Below are 16,862 nucleotides of genomic sequence, written 5' to 3'. Positions count from 1 at the left end.
CCCTAACTTCTGCCTGGGTCCTACCTCAGAAGTACGTCTGAGGTACCTCACTCAGACGCACATGTCTTAGGCGACTTAGGCGCTCAGACGACGCTGAGCGGCAAGAGCGTCTTGCCGGTGGGGCCGATCTGAATCTCGGTGTCCATCTGCGGGCATACACCGCAGTCAAAGCAGGGAGTCCAGCGGCAGTCCTCGACTTCGAGGGCACCATCGGGGTTGAGCGAGTCCTGCCAGTCTTCCCACAGCCAGTCGCGGTCGAGCCCGGCGTCGAGGTGGTCCCATGGGAGCACTTCGGCGTACTCGCGCTCACGCACGGTGTACCAGTCGAGATCGATCGGCTCATCGGCCAGAACCTCGGCCGTCTGGGTAGCCCAGCGGTCGTACGAGAAGTGCTCGCTCCAGCCGTCGAAACGGCCGCCATCGCGCCATACGGCTTCGATGATCTTGCCGACGCGACGATCGCCGCGAGACAGCAGTCCTTCGATGATTCCGGGCTTGCCATCGTGATAGCGGAAACCAATCGCCTTGCCGTACTTGCGATCGGAGCGCACCTCGTCGCGAAGCTTCTTGAGTCGCTCGTCGGTGGTCTCGTGATCGAGCTGGCTGGCCCATTGGAACGGCGTGTGCGGCTTGGGCACGAAGCCACCGATCGAGACCGTGCAGCGGATGTCGTTGCGGCCCGAAACCTCGCGGCCGGTCTGAATCACGCGCTTGGCGAGCTCACCGATCTGCATGACGTCTTCGTCGGTCTCGGTCGGGAGCCCGCACATGAAGTAGAGCTTCACCTGGCGCCAGCCATGCGAGTAGGCGGCGGCAACCGTACGGATCAGGTCTTCCTCAGTCACCATCTTGTTGATGACCTTGCGAAGGCGCTCGCTGCCGCCCTCAGGAGCGAACGTCAGGCCCGAACGGCGGCCGTTGCGGCTGAACTCGTTGGCGAGCGTGATGTTGAAGGCGTCAACGCGGGTCGACGGCAGGGAAAGCGAGGTGTTGGTGCCCTCATAGCGGTCGCCGAGCTGCTTGGCGACCTCGCCGATCTCAGTGTGGTCGGCGCTCGACAGGCTGAGCAGGCCAACCTCTTCGAAACCGGTCTTGTCGAGTCCGTTCTGCACCATCGCGCCGATGCCCTCGATCGAACGCTCACGTACGGGCCGCGTGATCATGCCGGCCTGGCAGAAGCGGCAGCCTCGCGTGCAGCCGCGGAAGATCTCGACACTGAAGCGCTCGTGGACTGTCTCGGCGAGCGGGACCAGTGGGTTCTTGGGATAGGGCCACGAGTCCAGGTCCATCAACGTGTGCTTGACAATGCGCCACGGGACACCGGGGCGATTGGGCACGACGCGCTGAATGCGGCCATCGGGCAGGTAGGTGACGTCGTAGAACTTGGGTACGTAGACGCCGCCGGACTTGGCGAGGCGCATCAGCACCTCGTCGCGACCGCCGGGGCGACCTTCGTCCTTCCACTCACGTACGACCTCGCTGATCGCGAGCACGATCTCCTCGCCATCGCCGAGAACCGCAGCGTCGAGGAAGTCGGCAATCGGTTCAGGGTTGAACGCCGAGTGGCCGCCAGCGATCACGATCGGGTCGTCATCGCCGCGATCGACCGCGTGCAGCGGGATGCCGGCAAGATCGAGCGCCGTGAGCATGTTGGTGTAGCCAAGCTCGGTCGAGAACGAGAGACCAAGCAGGTCGAACGCCTTGACGGGTCGGTGCGCATCAACCGTGAACTGCGGGATGTCGTTGTCGCGCATGACCTTCTCCATGTCGGAGAACACCGCGTACGTCCGCTCGGCAAGGATCCAGTCGCGCTCGTTGAGGACTTCGTACAGGATCTGCACGCCCTGGTTGGGCAGGCCGACTTCGTACGCATCGGGGTACATGAGAGCCCAGCGCACCTCGGCTGAATCCCACGGCTTGGTGGTCGCATTGAGCTCGCCGCCGACGTACTGGATCGGCTTGCCAACGGACGGCAGCAACGGCTCCAGGCGGGGGAAGAGTGACTCGACGGACATGTCAACAAGGGTAACTGGCATCGCCGCCTAGGATTTCCGGTGTGGCCCGCCGATCTCGCACCAAGCGTCCGTTCTCGATCAAGTACGTACCGGTTGCGATCGATGGCGGCCCTGACCAGGTGCTCACCGTCGAGAACCACACCGACGTCTCAGTGCTGCCGACCTTGGCGTTCACGACCCGCGACATCTGGGGCCGCGAACTGCCGAACGTCGTCACCCAAACCGTGCACGGCTCGCACCGCGGCGGTCCGCTGCTGCCTGCGGGCGGCACACTGCGCGACATCCTGCGATTCGACGGACCCGGCGCGCGCGACGTACGTGTCATCGACGTGACGCTTGCCGACGTCGAAGAGATCGATCATCCGGTGCTCGAGGCCGACATCAAAAGCGTGATGATCGACCTCGACCAGAAGGCCACCGATGAGCCTGCAGACTTCTGGGGCATTGGCTTGGTCAACCCCAACCCGTTCGGCGTCACAGTTCGCATCTCACTGCTCGAATTCGAGGAGCGCGAACGCGACTACCCACGCCAGGTGATCGACGTCGCCACGTTGGAGGAGGACGTCGATCTGGCGTCAGTCTCCAACCACGTCATCTGGCTGCCCGAAGACGTACGTGGCCAGTTCCACGAGGTCAGCCACCACTTGCGGCAACCCAACTACAGCTAGCCGTTGATCGCCCAGTTGAAGCGCGGAGCGTCGTTGCCGCGGGCAACAGTCACGCGCATCCAGAGCGACATCGTCATTTCGACTGCCGCCGCAGTGTCTATGCCACCCAAGTCGATCATCTGCTCGGGACGCCAACCCATCAGGGCGAGCACCTCGCGCGTACGGTCCTTCGCGTCAGCGTCATCGCCGCTGAGGAAAACGACGTGATCGCCCGGAACACTCGACGGATCCGCCATGACCGTGCAGTTCATGGTGTTGAGGGACTTCACGACATACAGGTCGGGAAACGCCGCCTGGATGCGCTGACCCAACGAGTCGTCGGCTGATGCCAGCGGTTTGGGGAATCCACCCTCTACCGGCTCAAGCTCGTTGGAGACATCAATCAGGGTCTTGCCAGCAAGAGGCCCCGCGCTCTCGAGAGCAGCGAGCGTATGACTGCCATTGGTCGCGTTGATGATCACATCAGCGTGAGCAACCGCGTCGGCAAACGAGCCGGTCTTCACGCCCAAAGCACCGAACGGTTCGAGGCTGGCCGAGTCGGCCGTACGGGCACCGACCATCACGTCAGAGCCGAGCTCGGCGAGGCGGGCCGACAGCGTACGTCCGACGACACCGGTGCCCAGAACGCCGAACGAGGTCATGACAGCTCGGGGAACCAGAGAGCGATCTCGCGGGTCGCCGACTCCTCGGAGTCAGACGCGTGGACGAGGTTCTCGCGGTTGGACAGCGAGAGATCGCCACGAATCGTGCCCGGAGCGGCCTGGCGGCCATCCGTGGCGCCGTTGAGAAGGCGCACAACCGCGATGGCTTCGTCACCCTCGAGGACAAGGGATACGAGCGGGCCCGAGACGGCGAACTCGCGCAGCGGCGGGTACCAAGGCTGCTCGGTGTGCTCGGCGTAGTGAGCGTCAGCCTGAGCGGCATCGATCGAGCGGTGCTCCATTGCGACGATGGAGAGCCCCTTGGCCTCGAAGCGAGACAGGACTTCACCCACCAGACCGCGACGTACGGCATCGGGCTTGATCAGGACAAGAGTGCGTTGAGCCATGCTGCGACCCTATCCACCCTCGGCTTCAGCAGCCCATCGCGCCTTGTCGGCCTCGATCTTGCGACCCAGGAAGAACGCTGTGAACCAGAGCGCAGCGAACATCGCGCCGACAAAGAACATCACGGGTACGAGGAAGCCAAGGCAGATCGCCCCGACCTGGATGAGATGTCCGATGGCGTATGCCTCCGGACGTCGCAACGCACCAGCTGTCAGGAGGCACAGTGCCGCCAGACCCAGACCAAGGGTCAGCGCCAGAGGCTTGGACACGCCCTCGACGGAGATCATGACGGGCACTGCGAGGGCAAGGATGATCGCCTCGAGCGACAACATTGCCGCGCACATGCCTCTCACGAAGTAGCTCCGCCGAACAGCGTGCGTGCCTCACCAACGGTGACCACCGAGCCGGTGATGAGTACGCCACCGCTGCCGATCGCGTCGTCATAGCCCTCGGCTGCGTCGGCCATCAGCACCGCGCGCTCCAAGGCGTCGTCGAGGCGGGCCACGACAGTGACTCGCTCGGCGCCAAAGATGTCCTCGGCAATCTCGGCCAGATCCATCGCCGACATCGATCGCGGAGTGCTGTTCTGAGTGCAGATGATCTCGGCCATCACAGGTTCGAAGATGCGCAGCATCTCCTCGACGTCCTTGTCAGCCATCACGCCGACGACACCGATGAGCGGGCTGAACGAGAAGGCGTCCTGCACTGCCTCGACGGTTGCTCGAGCCCCGTGCGGGTTGTGAGCCGCATCGAGCAGCACAGTTGGGCTCCGGCGTACGACTTCAAGGCGACCAGGTGACGTGACCTGCGCGAACGCATCGCGTACGAGCTCTTCGTCCAGCTGCTTGCTGCCCGTGAACGCCTCGACTGCTGCGAGCGCGTACGCAGCATTGTGCGCCTGATGCGCACCATGCAGCGGCAGGAAGATGTCGGTGTACTGAGCGCTGATGCCCTGGAGCGAAATCTGCTGACCGCCGAGAGCAGTTGTCCGCTCGGTGACGCCGAAGTCATTGCCTTCGTGCAGCGCGATCGCTCCGACATCGAGGACTCGACGCATCAGTACGTCAAGCACCTCCTGCTCCTGCTGGGCGATCACGGCGTGCGATCCGGCCTTGATGATGCCTGCCTTCTCGACGGCGATGATCTCGGGACGATCTCCCAGATAGCTGGCGTGATCGACGCCGATCGGTGTGATCACCGCGACCTGGCCGTCGGCAACGTTGGTCGCATCCCACGAGCCGCCCATGCCGACTTCGATGACTGCTGCGTCGACTGGTGCGTCTGCGAAGGCAGCAAACGCCATCGCGACCATCATTTCGAAGTACGACAGCGGGTGCTCTGACGAGTCGTCGACTATTTGGGCGTAGGCCGCGACGTCGGCGAACGCGTCGACAAACAGCTGCTCGGACAAGGGCTCACCATCGAGCACGATCCGCTCCGTCATCGACTGCAGGTGAGGGCTGGTGAACCGGCCCGTACGCAGGTCGAGCGCGCGCAGCAGCGTGTCGATCATTCGACTCGTCGAGGTCTTGCCGTTCGTACCCGTCAGGTGGATGACGGGATAGGCGTGCTCGGGGTCGCCCAACAGCCTGCACAGTGCTGCGATGCGATCGAGGGAGGGTTCAAGTCGGGTCTCGGGCCAGCGACCAAGGAGTGCCCGTTCGACCTCGGCGTACGTGGGTGTCATTGCCGCCCAGTATCGCATCGCTCAGGGGACGTCTCAGGGTCGACACCGATGGCGTTTCTGTCGGTCAGTACCGGCATGATGAGACCACCGAAATCACGACCAAACTTCGCTCGCCACGAGGAGCTTCTTCATGCAACGAAATTTCGCCGGGTGGGTCACCCACCATTGGACCAAATGGGTCATTTTGGCCCTCTCACTAGGCCTGATCATGGTCATGGGCTCGCTGGGCTCCAAGCTCACCAGCGTCCAGGAGAACGACATCAGTTCGTGGCTCCCGGGTAGCGCCGAGTCGACCAAGGTGATCAACAAGTCCGCCGAGTTCTCCGATCCCGACGCAATCCCCGCAGTCATCCTTTACGTCAACGACGCGGGCATCACCGCCGCCGACAAGGCCAAGGCCACCGCCGATGCCGAAGCATTCAAGTCGGTCGAGTCGGTGACCAACGTCGTCATCGGTCCGATCGAGTCCGAGGACGGCAAGGCTCTCCAGGTCATCCCGACGCTGCTGTTGGGCGATGATGGTTGGGACAAGCTTCCCGACCTGATGGATGACATCGGCGCCATCGCCAAGAAGGACACCGGCGATCTCAAGGTCAGCCTCGCTGGACCTGCTGCGCTCGGCGCCGACCAGTCCGAAGCGTTCTCCGGAATCGACGGAATCCTGCTGCTCTCTGCAGTCCTGATCGTCTTCATCATCCTGCTCATCACCTATCGCAGCCTTCAGCTGGCAATCCTGTTCCTGATCTGTGGCGTTGCCGCGGTCGGAGTGGCCCAGGGCTTCGTCTACCTGCTGGCCAAGTACGCCGATCTCACCGTCAATGGACAGAGTGCTGGCATCTTGAGCGTTCTGGTGCTCGGTGCGGGAGTGGACTACGCCTTGCTGCTGGTGGCCCGCTACCGCGAAGAGCTGCACAACTACGAAGACCGCCACGAGGCAATGGCCCACGCTCTGCACCGCGCAGCTCCGGCCATCCTCGCGAGTGGTGCGACCGTGATCATCGGCCTCTTGTGCCTGATGTTTGCGCAGATGAACTCCACTGCCGGCCTCGGTCCGGTTGGTGCCGCGGGCATCGCCTGTGCCCTGCTCGTCATGATGGTCACGCTTCCTGCGCTGCTCGTCATCGTCGGCCGTTGGATCTTCTGGCCGTTCGTCCCGCGTTTCGGTGACCCGATCAAGGCCGAAAAGGGCATCTGGGCCAAGACCGGCCAGCGCATCGCCAAACGTCCTCGCGCAGTGTGGGTGACCACCACGTTGATCCTGATCGGTCTCGGTTTTGGCATCACCCAGCTGGGCGCCAACGGACTCAGCAACGAGGACAGCTTCACCAAGGAGCAGCCTTCGGTTGTTGCAGAAGCCAAGCTTGCCGAGCACTTCCCCGGCGGTGCCGGTAGCCCGGTCGCGGCGGTGACCAACACCGCACAGGCCCCGGCGGTCGTCAAGGCACTTCAGGGCGTTGAAGGTCTCGACCCCAGCTCGGTCGCCGAGAAGGGTGCGGCCGGAGGTACGAGTTACATCGAGGCCACCCTCGAATCGGCTCCCGATTCGAAGGACGCCTACGACACGATCGACCGAGCACGCGATGCAGCGCACGCGGTCGACGGTGCCGATGCCCTCGTGGGTGGTTACACCGCGATCAACAAGGACGTTCAGGAAGCATCTGCCGAGGACAACCTGCTGATCATCCCGATCATCCTGATTGTCGTGTTACTCGTGCTTGCGATACTCCTGCGCTCGATTGCCGCTCCGGTGATCCTGTTGCTGACAGTCGTGGTGTCGTTCGCTGCTGCACTCGGCATCAGCGGACTGGTGTTCAAGTACGTCTTCGGTTTCGAAGGTGCTGACTCGTCGCTGCCACTGTTCATCTTCGTGTTCCTGGTGGCACTGGGCATCGACTACAACATCTTCCTGATGACGAGAGTCCGTGAGGAAGCGTTGAAGTTCGGCACCCGTCGAGGCGCGTTGATCGGCCTCGCCGCAACGGGCGGTGTCATCACGTCCGCCGGGTTCGTGCTGGCCGGTACGTTCGCAGCCCTAGCGACCCTCCCGATCGTGTTCTTGGCCGAGCTTGGATTCGCCGTGGCAATCGGTGTTCTCCTCGACACGATCATCGTGCGATCGGTGCTGGTCACGGCGCTCAACCTCGACATCGGCAAGAAGATCTGGTGGCCGAGCAAGCTCGCCCACAAGGACGATGTGCCCGAGGGAACAGCTGGCGATGACCTGATCGAGGACAAGGTCAAGGTCTAGAGACAGTCAAGGCGTCGCGGGTCACTCAGGTGGCCCGCGACGCCGCCGCTTAGACTTGGGTGTTGTGACTAGTTCCTCGCCGTTGGGCGTTCCCGAGAAGCCCGTCCTCGAAGGCCTGGAAGCCACGTGGACGGCTCGCTGGGCCGAGCAGGGCACCTACACGTTCGACCGCACCAAGACGCGCGACGAAGTCTTCTCGATCGACACTCCCCCGCCGACTGTTTCGGGATCGCTGCACGTCGGCCACGTGTTCTCCTACACGCACACGGACCTGATCGCGCGCTACCAGCGCATGCGCGGCAAGGAAGTGTTCTACCCCATGGGCTGGGACGACAACGGTCTTCCCACAGAGCGCCGTGTCCAGAACTACTTCGGCGTTCGCTGCGATCCATCGCTGCCCTACGAGCCCGACTACACGCCTCCGGCCGAGCCTGACCCCAAGCGCCAGGTTCCCGTCAGCCGACAGAACTTCATCGAGCTCTGCAACAAGCTCGTGATCGAGGACGAGAAGGTCTTCGAGCAGCTCTGGCGCACCCTCGGCCTCAGCGTCGACTGGCAGCAGACCTACACGACCATCGGCGACGAGTCCCGTACGGTCGCGCAGCGCGCTTTCCTGCGCAACGTCGCTCGCGGCGAGGCGTACCAGCAGGACGCACCGACCCTCTGGGACGTCACCGACCAGACAGCGGTCGCCCAAGCCGAGCTCGAGGCGCGCGAATACCCCGGCGCCTACCACCGCGTCGCCTTCCACGGCGAAGATGCGCCGGTCTACATCGAGACGACCCGGCCTGAGCTGCTCGCAGCTTGTGTCGCGCTGATCGCACACCCTGAAGATGACCGCTATAAGGCCCTCTTCGGCACCACGGTCCGCTCCCCCTTGTACGACGTCGAAATCCCCGTCGTCGCGCACCCGGCCGCCGAGATGGACAAGGGTGCCGGCATTGCAATGTGCTGCACGTTCGGTGACCTCACCGACGTCATCTGGTGGCGTGAGCTGCAGCTCCCCAACCGCACGATCATCGGTCGCGACGGACGGATCCTCGCCGACGCTGGCGACTGGATCATCGACGTACAGGGCAAGGAGCGTTACGCGGAGATCGTCGGCAAGACGACCTTCACAGCGCGCGAGCTCACCGTCGCTGCACTCCGCGAGACCGGGGACCTGGACGGCGAGCCCAAGCCCACGCAGCGCATGGCCAACTTCTACGAGCGTGGCGACAAGCCGCTCGAGATCGTCTCGACCCGCCAGTGGTACATCACCAACGGCGGCCGCGATGCAGACCTGCGCCAGGCCCTCGTGGCCCGCGGCGATGAGATCAACTGGGTCCCCAAGTACATGCAGTCGCGCCTGACCAACTGGATCGACGGACTCAACGGCGACTGGCTCGTCTCACGTCAGCGCTTCTTCGGCGTCGCCTTCCCGGTCTGGTACCGACTCGACGCCAACGGCGAACCCGAGTACGACGCGCCGATCCTCGCGGAAGAGGCATCGCTTCCTGTCGACCCCGCGGCCCAGGCACCTCCCGGCTTCGAGGAGTCACAGCGCGGCGAGCCCGGTGGATTCATCGCCGATCCCGACGTCCTCGACACCTGGGCGACGTCGTCACTGTCGCCGCAGATCGCCTGTGGCTGGGAGACCGACAACGACCTGTTCGAGCGCACCTTCCCGATGGACATGCGCCCTCAGGCTCACGACATCATCCGTACGTGGCTGTTCTCGACCGTGGTTCGCTCGCACCTCGAGCACGGCGTTGCTCCCTGGCGCAACGCAGCCATCTCCGGATTCGTTGTCGACCCTGACCGCAAGAAGATGAGCAAGTCCAAGGGCAATGTCGTCGTACCCGACGAGATCATCAGCAACTACGGCGCAGACGCCGTACGTTGGCGCGCGGCTGGCGCCCGCCCCGGAACCGACTCACCGTTCGACGAAACGCAGATGAAGGTCGGACGCCGTCTGGCGATGAAGGTCCTCAACGCGAGCAAGTTCGTGTTGGCTCCCGAGGAGCAGTACGGGCTCGGCGCCGACGCCGCGTTCCTCGATGCATCGCTCGTCACCGAGCCCCTCGATCAGGCCATGCTTCAGCGCCTTCGCCTGGTCGTCGATGAGGCCACAGCGCGCTTCGACGAGCTCGACTACGCGACGGCCCTCGAGGTCACCGAGAAGTTCTTCTGGGAGTTCTGCGACGACTACCTCGAGCTCGTCAAGGAGCGCTCGCGCGGCGACGACGCAGGAGGCAAGTCCGCAAAGGCGGCCTTCGTGCTCGCCCTGTCGGTCCAGCTCCGTCTGCTCGCACCCTTCCTCCCGTACGTGACCGAAGAGGTGTGGTCGTGGTGGCAGGAAGGCTCGATCCACCGCTCCACCTGGCCCGTCAACGACACCGACCTGACGACGGCTTCACACGACGCTGCACTGCTCGCAGCGGCTGCGACCGTTCTCGCGGGTATCCGTGGCGCCAAGTCGACTGCCAAGGTCAGCCAGAAGACCGAGGCGACACTGGTCACGGTTCGCGGACCACAGGATCAGCTCGACGCACTCGCGCACGCGCTGGACGACGTACGCGCTGCCGGCAAGGTGACCGGCGAGCTGTCCCTCGTCACCGAGGCAGTCGAGCACCTCGCGGTCGACGTCACCCTCGCTGAGTGAGCCTCAGAGCGTTTCGAACGTGATGCCTGCGGCCTGCAGCCGCTTGATCAACACGTCACCCATGGCAACTGCCGTGGTGGTCTGACCCGACACATTCGGAAGCGTGTCGAACGCCAGGCACATCGCGGCTTCGCTGAGCATCTTGGACGTCTCGGTGTATCCCGGGTCGCCACCGCTGACCTGCGTCGTGACGGTCTTGCCGCCACCCTCGCCGACAAGACGGAGCTTGAACCACGACGACGCACGCTTGGCTTCGTCTGGACCATCTCCCGGATCCTTGAGCTTGAGCAGGAGGTTGCGCGTGAGGCTCAGCTGCGAGCCGGCCAGCAGCACTCCGCCGCCCACCACAGTGCCGACCATCATCGGAAGTCGCTTGAACTGTGCAAAGTGCGAGTAGGTGAATTCAGGACCGTAGCGCTCCAGCGCACGAGCTGACCGGAGCACGATCTGAGGGTCGATCGTGGGAAGTGGCAATGCCCAACCGTTGCCATCCGCGCCGCGACCGATCTTGCCCGAACCCTTGATGCGGCGACCCAGCGGTCGACCTTCGGCCTTCTTGCGCTCAGCCGCCGTCTTGCCGGCCTGGCGTACGCGAGAGAACGCACCGATCGCCGAGTGATAGGTGCCGCCCGACGGTCCGCCTCCGGCGCGGATGTAGCCCTTGACCGAAAGCGGAACACCCTCGGGGAGCTGCTGGACTGTGTAGAGGACGCCGAGGTCGTACGGGATCGAGTCGAACCCGCAGGCGTGGATGATCCTGGCGCCGCTCTTCTCGGCAACGTCGTTGTACTTGAGCCACATGTTGTCGACGAACTCTGGCTCACCGGTCAGGTCGACGTATGCGATACCTGCTTCGGCACATGCCTTGACCGCGGCCTCGCCGTGCTTGATGTAGGGGCCGACGGTTGTGATGAGCACCCGCGTCTGCGCTGCCAGTGCCGCCATCGAGAGCTCATCGGCAACATCCGCCTCGAGGATGTGCGGACGAATGCCGCCGTTGCCCTCAATGCGCTCAGCGATCGCCTTCAGCTTGTCCTTGTTGCGACCAGCGATGGCCCAGTTGGAGCCCGCCGGGAGGTGCTCGCCGAGGTAGTCAGCGGTCAGGGAGCCGGTGAACCCGGTCGCCCCCAGAAGTGCGAGGTCGGCGGTTGCCACAAGCGTGTCCCTTCAAACAGTCGTTCCGGGTTAGGACGCCTTCTTGGCCACTTCGTCGTGGGTGAGAATCGTCGGACCCTCGGCGCCAGCAACGGTCTGTTCCGTCACGATCACCTTTGCTACGTCATCACGGCTCGGAATTTCGTACATCACCGGCTCGAGCACAGCTTCGATGATGGAACGGAGGCCACGAGCACCTGTGCCGCGAGTCAGTGCCAGCTCGGCCATCGCATCGCAGGCGTCGGTGCTGAACTCAAGCTCGACGCCGTCGATCTCGAAGAGTCGGACGTATTGCTTGGTCAACGCGTTGCGCGGCGTCGTGAGGATCGCGACGAGCGCTTCCTTGTCGAGGTTGTCGACAGCGGCAATGACGGGAAGGCGGCCGATGAACTCCGGGATCAGACCAAACTTGAGCAGATCCTCTGGGAGGACCTTGGAGTAAAGCTTGGACGGCTCGTCTTTGAGCTTGGAGACATCAGCGCTGCCGGGGTTGAAGCCGAGGCTGACCTTGCCGCCGCGCTGCTCGATGATCTGGTCGAGGCCAGCAAAGGCTCCACCGACGATGAACAGCACGTTGGTCGTGTCGATCTGGATGAACTCCTGATGCGGGTGCTTGCGTCCACCCTGGGGAGGCACCGAGGCGGTCGTGCCCTCAAGGATCTTGAGCAGCGCCTGCTGCACACCTTCGCCGGAGACATCGCGGGTGATCGACGGGTTCTCGCTCTTGCGCGAGATCTTGTCGACTTCGTCGATGTAGATGATCCCGGTTTCGGCCTTCTTGACGTCGTAGTCAGCGGCCTGGATCAACTTGAGCAGGATGTTCTCGACGTCTTCGCCGACATAGCCGGCTTCGGTCAAAGCCGTGGCATCGGCGATCGCGAACGGCACATTGAGCATGCGGGCGAGCGTCTGCGCGAGGTAGGTCTTGCCGCAACCGGTCGGGCCGACGAGCAGGATGTTGGACTTGGCCAACTCAACCTGGTCATCCTTGCCACGGCTGCTGGATGCCTGCGACTGAACACGCTTGTAGTGGTTGTAGACCGCGACGGCGAGCGACTTCTTGGCGCCGTCCTGACCGATCACATAGCCATTGAGGAAGTCGTAGATCTCCTGAGGCTTGGGCAGCTCGCCGAGGCTGAGCTCAGCACCTTCGGCGAGCTCTTCCTCGATGATCTCGTTGCAGAGGTCGATGCACTCGTCGCAGATGTAAACACCCGGACCTGCGATGAGTTTCTTGACCTGCTTTTGGCTCTTGCCACAGAAAGAGCACTTCAGCAGATCGGCGGTTTCACCAATGCGTGCCACGGGAAGAGTCCTCTCGATCGCTGCGTTCGGCCCGAGACGTCGAAGGCGTCAAATTCACCCTAGCCGCGATTGGGCGCTCCGTCTTGGTCATCCGCTCGCGTCCTGAACGTGTCTGATGTCAGACAGCCGGGACCTTGAGCGTGTTGAGCACTTCGTCGACGAGGCCGTATTCGACTGCCTGCTCCGCCGTCAGGATCTTGTCGCGGTCGACGTCTTTGCTGATCTCTTCGATCGGCTTGCCGGTCGCTTCAGAGAGCATCTTTTCCATCAGCTCACGCATACGGAAGATCTCGTTGGCCTGGATCTCGAGGTCGGAGATCTGGCCGCCGGTGCCCTCCGTGTAGGGCTGGTGGATCAGGATGCGGCTGTTGGGCAGCGCGAGGCGCTTGCCAGGAGTGCCAGCAGCCAGCAGGACCGCGGCAGCCGAAGCGGCCTGGCCCAAGCACAGTGTCTGCACGTCGGGCTTGATGTAGCGAATCGTGTCGTAGATCGCCGTCAGCGCCGTGAACGAGCCACCGGGCGAGTTGATGTAGATGCTGATGTCACGGTCGGGGTCCATGGCCTGAAGCGACATGAGCTGCGCCATGACGGCGTTGGCGACATCATCGCTGATCGGAGTGCCGAGCATGATGATGCGGTCTTCGAACAGCTTGGTGTAGGGGTCGATGCGACGAAAACCGTAAGAGGTGCGCTCTTCCCACTGCGGGATGTAGTAGCTCATGACTTCAAGTCTCCTGCGTTCGACACGACGTGATCGATGAGTCCGTACTCCTTGGCCTCGTCCGGCGTGAACCACCGGTCGCGGTCGGAGTCGAGCTCGATCTGCTCGACGGTCTGGCCACTGTGCACCGCTTGCAACTCATTGAGCTGCTTCTTGAGCAGGATGCTCTGCTGCGCCTGGATCTTGATGTCCGAGGCGGAACCACCGATGCCTCCCGAGGGCTGGTGCATCATGATGCGCGCGTGCGGCAGTGCGTAGCGCTTGCCCGGGGTGCCTGCGTTGAGCAGGAACTGTCCCATCGAGGCAGCGAGTCCCATGCCGAACGTGGCGACATCGTTGGAGATGAACTGCATCGTGTCGTAGATGGCCATGCCTGAGTCGACTGAGCCACCGGGCGAGTTGATGTAGAAGTAGATGTCTGCCTGCGGGTCCTCAGCATTGAGGAGGAGCATCTGCGCGCAGATCGCGTTGGAGTTGGTGTCCCTGACCTCAGCACCGAGGAACACGATGCGTTCCTTGAGCAAGCGCTGGTAGATGTGCCCGTCGAGATCGGAAGGTCCGGCCTCGCCGGCCATGGCCGTCGGAAGGAGGTTCGGTGAGTTGGTCACGCCACAAACCTAGACGGCGCGAACCCGCAACACACGCGAAAACACGGCTGTTCGCTGACAGCGTGACGATCGTCCGATCAGCGGGCAGCGCCTAGTCGCGGGTGCGGAGCCAGACTGCCAGCGCGCCCAGGCCGAGGACCGGATCCAGGATCGCGAACGGTACGACGAGTCCTGCATCAACGGTGTCGGTGAACACCAATGCCAGCAGGAACACCGGCACGATCAGCACCCGGTCGAAGACCGTGGCCAGCCCGAACGAGTCGGAACGGGTCCGCGCTCCCATGATGTAGAACCAGCCGATCACGCCCATCACGAAGCCCAGGACGCGTACGAGCCCCGACTCCCCTGCCTCGAAATCGGCAGCGCCGATGAGTTGGGTCACCTCGGGCCAGGCGTAGACCACAACCCCGAACACGACGTAAAGGACGCCGTTGGCAGCGGTGTAGCGAGACAACGGTGTCGAAGGGCCGGAGGCCCATAACGTCTGGAAGAACTTGCCGATCATGGCTGCTCGACCTCAACCTTGAGGGCGGCGAGCGTGGCGTTCATGCCTGCCAACAGCTCGGTGTCGTGGTTGTCGGCGCCGCCCAGAGCCCACTTGGCGGTGAGCCGTACGGACAGCGACGGATCGGGCAGCGCCGTACGCCGCTCGACGACGCGAGTGCCGGTGGACGACGGCTCGAGGTCGTAGGACCACTCCACGTCGGTCGGCCACACGTAGAACGCAAACGACCCATTGCCACCATCGTTGGTCGGTGGCTTCCAGCGGGTGATGCGCGCCGTCGTCGGCCAGGCAAAGCCCTTGCGTCGGTTGATGTTCACACTCCGGCGGCCAACCTTGGGCTTGCCGAAGGTACGCATCACGACCAGCTCAGGACTGCGCTTCTTCATGGCAGCAACATTGGAAATCGCCGCCCACACCTCATCTGGCGTTGCAGCGATCTCAATCTCGGCCTCAAGTGGTGGCTGGCCCATCAGGCTGCCTCTGCAGCGGCCTTGATGCGCTCCAGCGTCGTGCTGATGCCGGTGCCCAGCGATGCCTCGAACGTCTCGGCTCCGCCCAATCCCTTGTCGACACTGAAGTCGGAGAACTTGGTCGTGCCGTTCGGGGTGGTGCGGGACTCGGTCAGGCGCGTGCCGGTGGCGGTGGGCTCGAGCTCATAGGTCCAGATCGAGCGGTTCTCAATGATCTTGAACGCGAGCTTCTTGTTGGGCTCGAAGGCAATGACCTTGGCGGTCGTGGGCCAGCGCAGCTTGCCCTGGCCGTTGATGTTGAACGTGCGCGTGCCCTCTTTAACGGTGCGCCCGAGCACGAACTTCTTGCGCACCTGGGGACTCCACTCGGGCATGCGCTTGAGGTCGGACACCAAGGCCCATACCTTCTCGGGAGGGGCGGCGATCTCGACGCTTCCCTCGATCAGTTGCTTGATGGACATGGAGCTCCTCAGGTCGGGACTAGGCCTGTCGTGGTGCCGCCGGGAGTGCACGCATCGTGCGCGTGCGGGCGTTGAGCCACGTGACGAGCCAGTCTCCCACCTGAGGATGGTTGAGGAGAGCAAAATGATGAGCACTGGGGAGGTATTCGAAACGCGCGCCATCGACGATCGCACCAGTTCGGCCCACGCCAGTCGCCGAAGAGAAGTGCACGAGCAGATCGCCGAGCACCGCGCTCAGCGGGTGGCCCTGGGAAGCGCCGAGAGTGGCGGCGACGAAGTGGTATTCGGCCTGCGGGAGCGGCGCTGCTGCAATCCGGTCGAGACCCCACTGTTCGGTGAGGTCCTGGCCTTCCCACTCGTCCTGAGTGATGTAGCCGTGGCGAAGATCCACGATCCCGGACGAGCGGCTCTCAAGGATTGAGCTGAACGGCGCCGACTCGGGCCAGAACCGGAGCAGGCGCGAGCCGATGTGCGCAACCTTTTCGAGGTTGGCGCCCGCGTGAGGTGTGCCGAGGCAGACCACATCGCGTACGAGGTGCTGCCACGTCTGACCCGACGCGGTGGCGTGGTTGGTGGCCGCGCGAACGACCAGGCCGCCCATCGAGTGGCCAACCAGGGTGATGCGAGTGACGGCGACTGGCCACGAAGCCACGAGCTGCTGGAGCAACGTGTCGAGGTGCTTGCCGTTCTCGGAGATGTGGAGGCCGGTGTTGTAGCGGAGCATGACCGGCGTGCCGTCGGTCTCGGCAACGACTCGCTGGGAGTACGTCGTGCCCCACTTCTCAGCGGAATTGCTCCACGACTCGTCGTTCTCGCACAGACCGTGCAGGAAGACGACCGGGTGGCTGGTGGCGCCGCGGAATGCCTCGGCGAGCGGCCAGCCCGTTGCGGGGATGTCCTCACCGTCGACGCGGATCGACATCGTGATGGCCTGCGGGTCGTCGAGCATGCGCAGCTCGTCACCGATGAGCCCGTTGACCGCGGCCACGATGAGACGGCCACGGCGTGAGCTTTCGATCGGACGGCCAACACCCTTGGTGGACAGCGCCCTGATCGAACCGCTCGACAGGCGCAGTAGACCAGAGATAGCGCCATAAACGCTGGTCACAGCGGCATCGTGCAGCGACTCGGGAACCTGACTTCCGATGACTCGGGTAGCCCTGAACGCGCGCGACGTGACGGCCTGATGCAGGTCGCGAATCGTCCCGACGATCAGTCGATCGCCGTAGTCGAGCGCGAGTGCAGCGACGTCAGTCGTGCGTGCGGTGTCGGCGGGCATGACCCAAGTGTGCCGGTCTTGCCACGGGAAGTGGCAATTCCGGCAGCGCG

At 63.7% G+C, this 16,862-nt stretch carries 16 protein-coding genes; 3 read left to right on the top strand and 13 right to left on the bottom strand.

Annotated elements, in window-relative coordinates; translation table 11 throughout:
• Positions 1-83: 83 nt before the first annotated feature.
• The gene (locus J2X11_RS06960) at positions 84-2,015 is read right to left on the bottom strand and encodes a TIGR03960 family B12-binding radical SAM protein (RefSeq protein ID WP_309968491.1); all 1,932 of its coding nucleotides are present in this window, start codon (positions 2,013-2,015) and stop codon (positions 84-86) included.
• Between the two features lie 41 nt (positions 2,016-2,056).
• Between J2X11_RS06960 and J2X11_RS06955 the strand changes: the two genes are divergently transcribed.
• Entirely contained in the window at positions 2,057-2,683 is a 627-nt protein-coding gene (locus tag J2X11_RS06955; RefSeq protein WP_309968488.1) for a hypothetical protein, read from the top strand.
• Here J2X11_RS06955 and J2X11_RS06950 read toward each other — a convergent pair.
• Genes J2X11_RS06950 through J2X11_RS06935 form a run of 4 tightly spaced genes read right to left on the bottom strand, consistent with a single transcriptional unit; the run spans position 2,680 to position 5,416 of the window.
• The gene (locus J2X11_RS06950) at positions 2,680-3,324 is read right to left on the bottom strand and encodes an NADPH-dependent F420 reductase (protein WP_309968485.1); all 645 of its coding nucleotides are present in this window, start codon (positions 3,322-3,324) and stop codon (positions 2,680-2,682) included. The two genes, J2X11_RS06955 and J2X11_RS06950, sit on opposite strands and share 4 nt — an antisense overlap.
• Positions 3,321-3,731, bottom strand: a complete 411-nt coding sequence (ndk, locus tag J2X11_RS06945; protein WP_309968482.1) for a nucleoside-diphosphate kinase — start codon at positions 3,729-3,731, stop codon at positions 3,321-3,323. The genes J2X11_RS06950 and ndk overlap by 4 nt, the downstream gene beginning before the upstream one ends.
• Before the next feature lie 9 nt (positions 3,732-3,740).
• Positions 3,741-4,073, bottom strand: a complete 333-nt coding sequence (locus tag J2X11_RS06940) for a DUF4233 domain-containing protein (protein WP_309972301.1) — start codon at positions 4,071-4,073, stop codon at positions 3,741-3,743.
• 5 nt (positions 4,074-4,078) lie between these two features.
• Positions 4,079-5,416, bottom strand: a complete 1,338-nt coding sequence (locus tag J2X11_RS06935; RefSeq protein WP_309968479.1) for a bifunctional folylpolyglutamate synthase/dihydrofolate synthase — start codon at positions 5,414-5,416, stop codon at positions 4,079-4,081.
• A 130-nt stretch (positions 5,417-5,546) separates the two neighbouring features.
• On the opposite strand from J2X11_RS06935, the gene J2X11_RS06930 reads away from it, so the two are divergent.
• Complete coding sequence (locus J2X11_RS06930; RefSeq protein ID WP_309968475.1) at positions 5,547-7,664, top strand: MMPL family transporter; 2,118 nt, start codon at positions 5,547-5,549, stop codon at positions 7,662-7,664.
• Between the two features lie 64 nt (positions 7,665-7,728).
• The gene (gene valS, locus J2X11_RS06925; RefSeq protein WP_309968472.1) at positions 7,729-10,308 is read left to right on the top strand and encodes a valine--tRNA ligase; all 2,580 of its coding nucleotides are present in this window, start codon (positions 7,729-7,731) and stop codon (positions 10,306-10,308) included.
• Between the two features lie 3 nt (positions 10,309-10,311).
• Here valS and J2X11_RS06920 read toward each other — a convergent pair whose 3' ends face one another.
• The 8 genes from J2X11_RS06920 to J2X11_RS06885 form a co-directional block, all read right to left on the bottom strand.
• Positions 10,312-11,463, bottom strand: coding sequence for a saccharopine dehydrogenase family protein (locus J2X11_RS06920; RefSeq protein WP_309968469.1), 1,152 nt, complete (start codon positions 11,461-11,463; stop codon positions 10,312-10,314).
• A 30-nt stretch (positions 11,464-11,493) separates the two neighbouring features.
• On the bottom strand, positions 11,494-12,768 hold the full coding sequence (gene clpX, locus J2X11_RS06915) for an ATP-dependent Clp protease ATP-binding subunit ClpX (protein ID WP_309968465.1): 1,275 nt from the start codon (positions 12,766-12,768) through the stop codon (positions 11,494-11,496).
• A gap of 118 nt (positions 12,769-12,886) precedes the next feature.
• Positions 12,887-13,489: an ATP-dependent Clp protease proteolytic subunit gene (locus tag J2X11_RS06910; RefSeq protein WP_309968462.1), complete on the bottom strand. Its 603-nt coding sequence runs from the start codon at positions 13,487-13,489 to the stop codon at positions 12,887-12,889.
• On the bottom strand, positions 13,486-14,064 hold the full coding sequence (locus J2X11_RS06905) for an ATP-dependent Clp protease proteolytic subunit (RefSeq protein ID WP_309972298.1): 579 nt from the start codon (positions 14,062-14,064) through the stop codon (positions 13,486-13,488). The genes J2X11_RS06910 and J2X11_RS06905 overlap by 4 nt, the downstream gene beginning before the upstream one ends.
• Positions 14,065-14,188: 124 nt before the next feature.
• Entirely contained in the window at positions 14,189-14,602 is a 414-nt protein-coding gene (locus J2X11_RS06900; RefSeq protein ID WP_309968459.1) for a hypothetical protein, read from the bottom strand.
• Entirely contained in the window at positions 14,599-15,072 is a 474-nt protein-coding gene (locus J2X11_RS06895; protein WP_309968455.1) for an SRPBCC family protein, read from the bottom strand. Before J2X11_RS06895 ends, J2X11_RS06900 begins: the two co-directional genes overlap by 4 nt.
• A complete protein-coding gene (locus tag J2X11_RS06890) occupies positions 15,072-15,533 on the bottom strand; it encodes an SRPBCC family protein (RefSeq protein ID WP_309968452.1) in 462 nt (153 codons plus the stop codon). Before J2X11_RS06890 ends, J2X11_RS06895 begins: the two co-directional genes overlap by 1 nt.
• A 19-nt stretch (positions 15,534-15,552) precedes the next feature.
• On the bottom strand, positions 15,553-16,812 hold the full coding sequence (locus J2X11_RS06885) for an esterase/lipase family protein (protein WP_309968449.1): 1,260 nt from the start codon (positions 16,810-16,812) through the stop codon (positions 15,553-15,555).
• Between the last annotated feature and the right edge of the window lie 50 nt (positions 16,813-16,862).

Origin of the sequence: Aeromicrobium panaciterrae, from assembly GCF_031457275.1 — a bacterium.
Taxonomy (GTDB): domain Bacteria; phylum Actinomycetota; class Actinomycetes; order Propionibacteriales; family Nocardioidaceae; genus Aeromicrobium; species Aeromicrobium panaciterrae_A.
This window is presented reverse-complemented; position numbering and strand designations above follow the sequence as displayed.

Coding starts and splice junctions, on each gene's coding strand:
- J2X11_RS06960 (WP_309968491.1), bottom strand. CDS start 2,015: ATGTCCGTCGAGTCACTCTTCCCCCGCCTGGAGCCGTTGCTGCCGTCC.
- J2X11_RS06950 (WP_309968485.1), bottom strand. CDS start 3,324: ATGACCTCGTTCGGCGTTCTGGGCACCGGTGTCGTCGGACGTACGCTG.
- ndk (WP_309968482.1), bottom strand. CDS start 3,731: ATGGCTCAACGCACTCTTGTCCTGATCAAGCCCGATGCCGTACGTCGC.
- J2X11_RS06940 (WP_309972301.1), bottom strand. CDS start 4,073: ATGTGCGCGGCAATGTTGTCGCTCGAGGCGATCATCCTTGCCCTCGCA.
- J2X11_RS06935 (WP_309968479.1), bottom strand. CDS start 5,416: ATGACACCCACGTACGCCGAGGTCGAACGGGCACTCCTTGGTCGCTGG.
- J2X11_RS06930 (WP_309968475.1), top strand. CDS start 5,547: ATGCAACGAAATTTCGCCGGGTGGGTCACCCACCATTGGACCAAATGG.
- J2X11_RS06910 (WP_309968462.1), bottom strand. CDS start 13,489: ATGAGCTACTACATCCCGCAGTGGGAAGAGCGCACCTCTTACGGTTTT.
- J2X11_RS06905 (WP_309972298.1), bottom strand. CDS start 14,064: ATGGCCGGCGAGGCCGGACCTTCCGATCTCGACGGGCACATCTACCAG.
- J2X11_RS06900 (WP_309968459.1), bottom strand. CDS start 14,602: ATGATCGGCAAGTTCTTCCAGACGTTATGGGCCTCCGGCCCTTCGACA.
- J2X11_RS06895 (WP_309968455.1), bottom strand. CDS start 15,072: ATGGGCCAGCCACCACTTGAGGCCGAGATTGAGATCGCTGCAACGCCA.
- J2X11_RS06890 (WP_309968452.1), bottom strand. CDS start 15,533: ATGTCCATCAAGCAACTGATCGAGGGAAGCGTCGAGATCGCCGCCCCT.
- J2X11_RS06885 (WP_309968449.1), bottom strand. CDS start 16,812: ATGCCCGCCGACACCGCACGCACGACTGACGTCGCTGCACTCGCGCTC.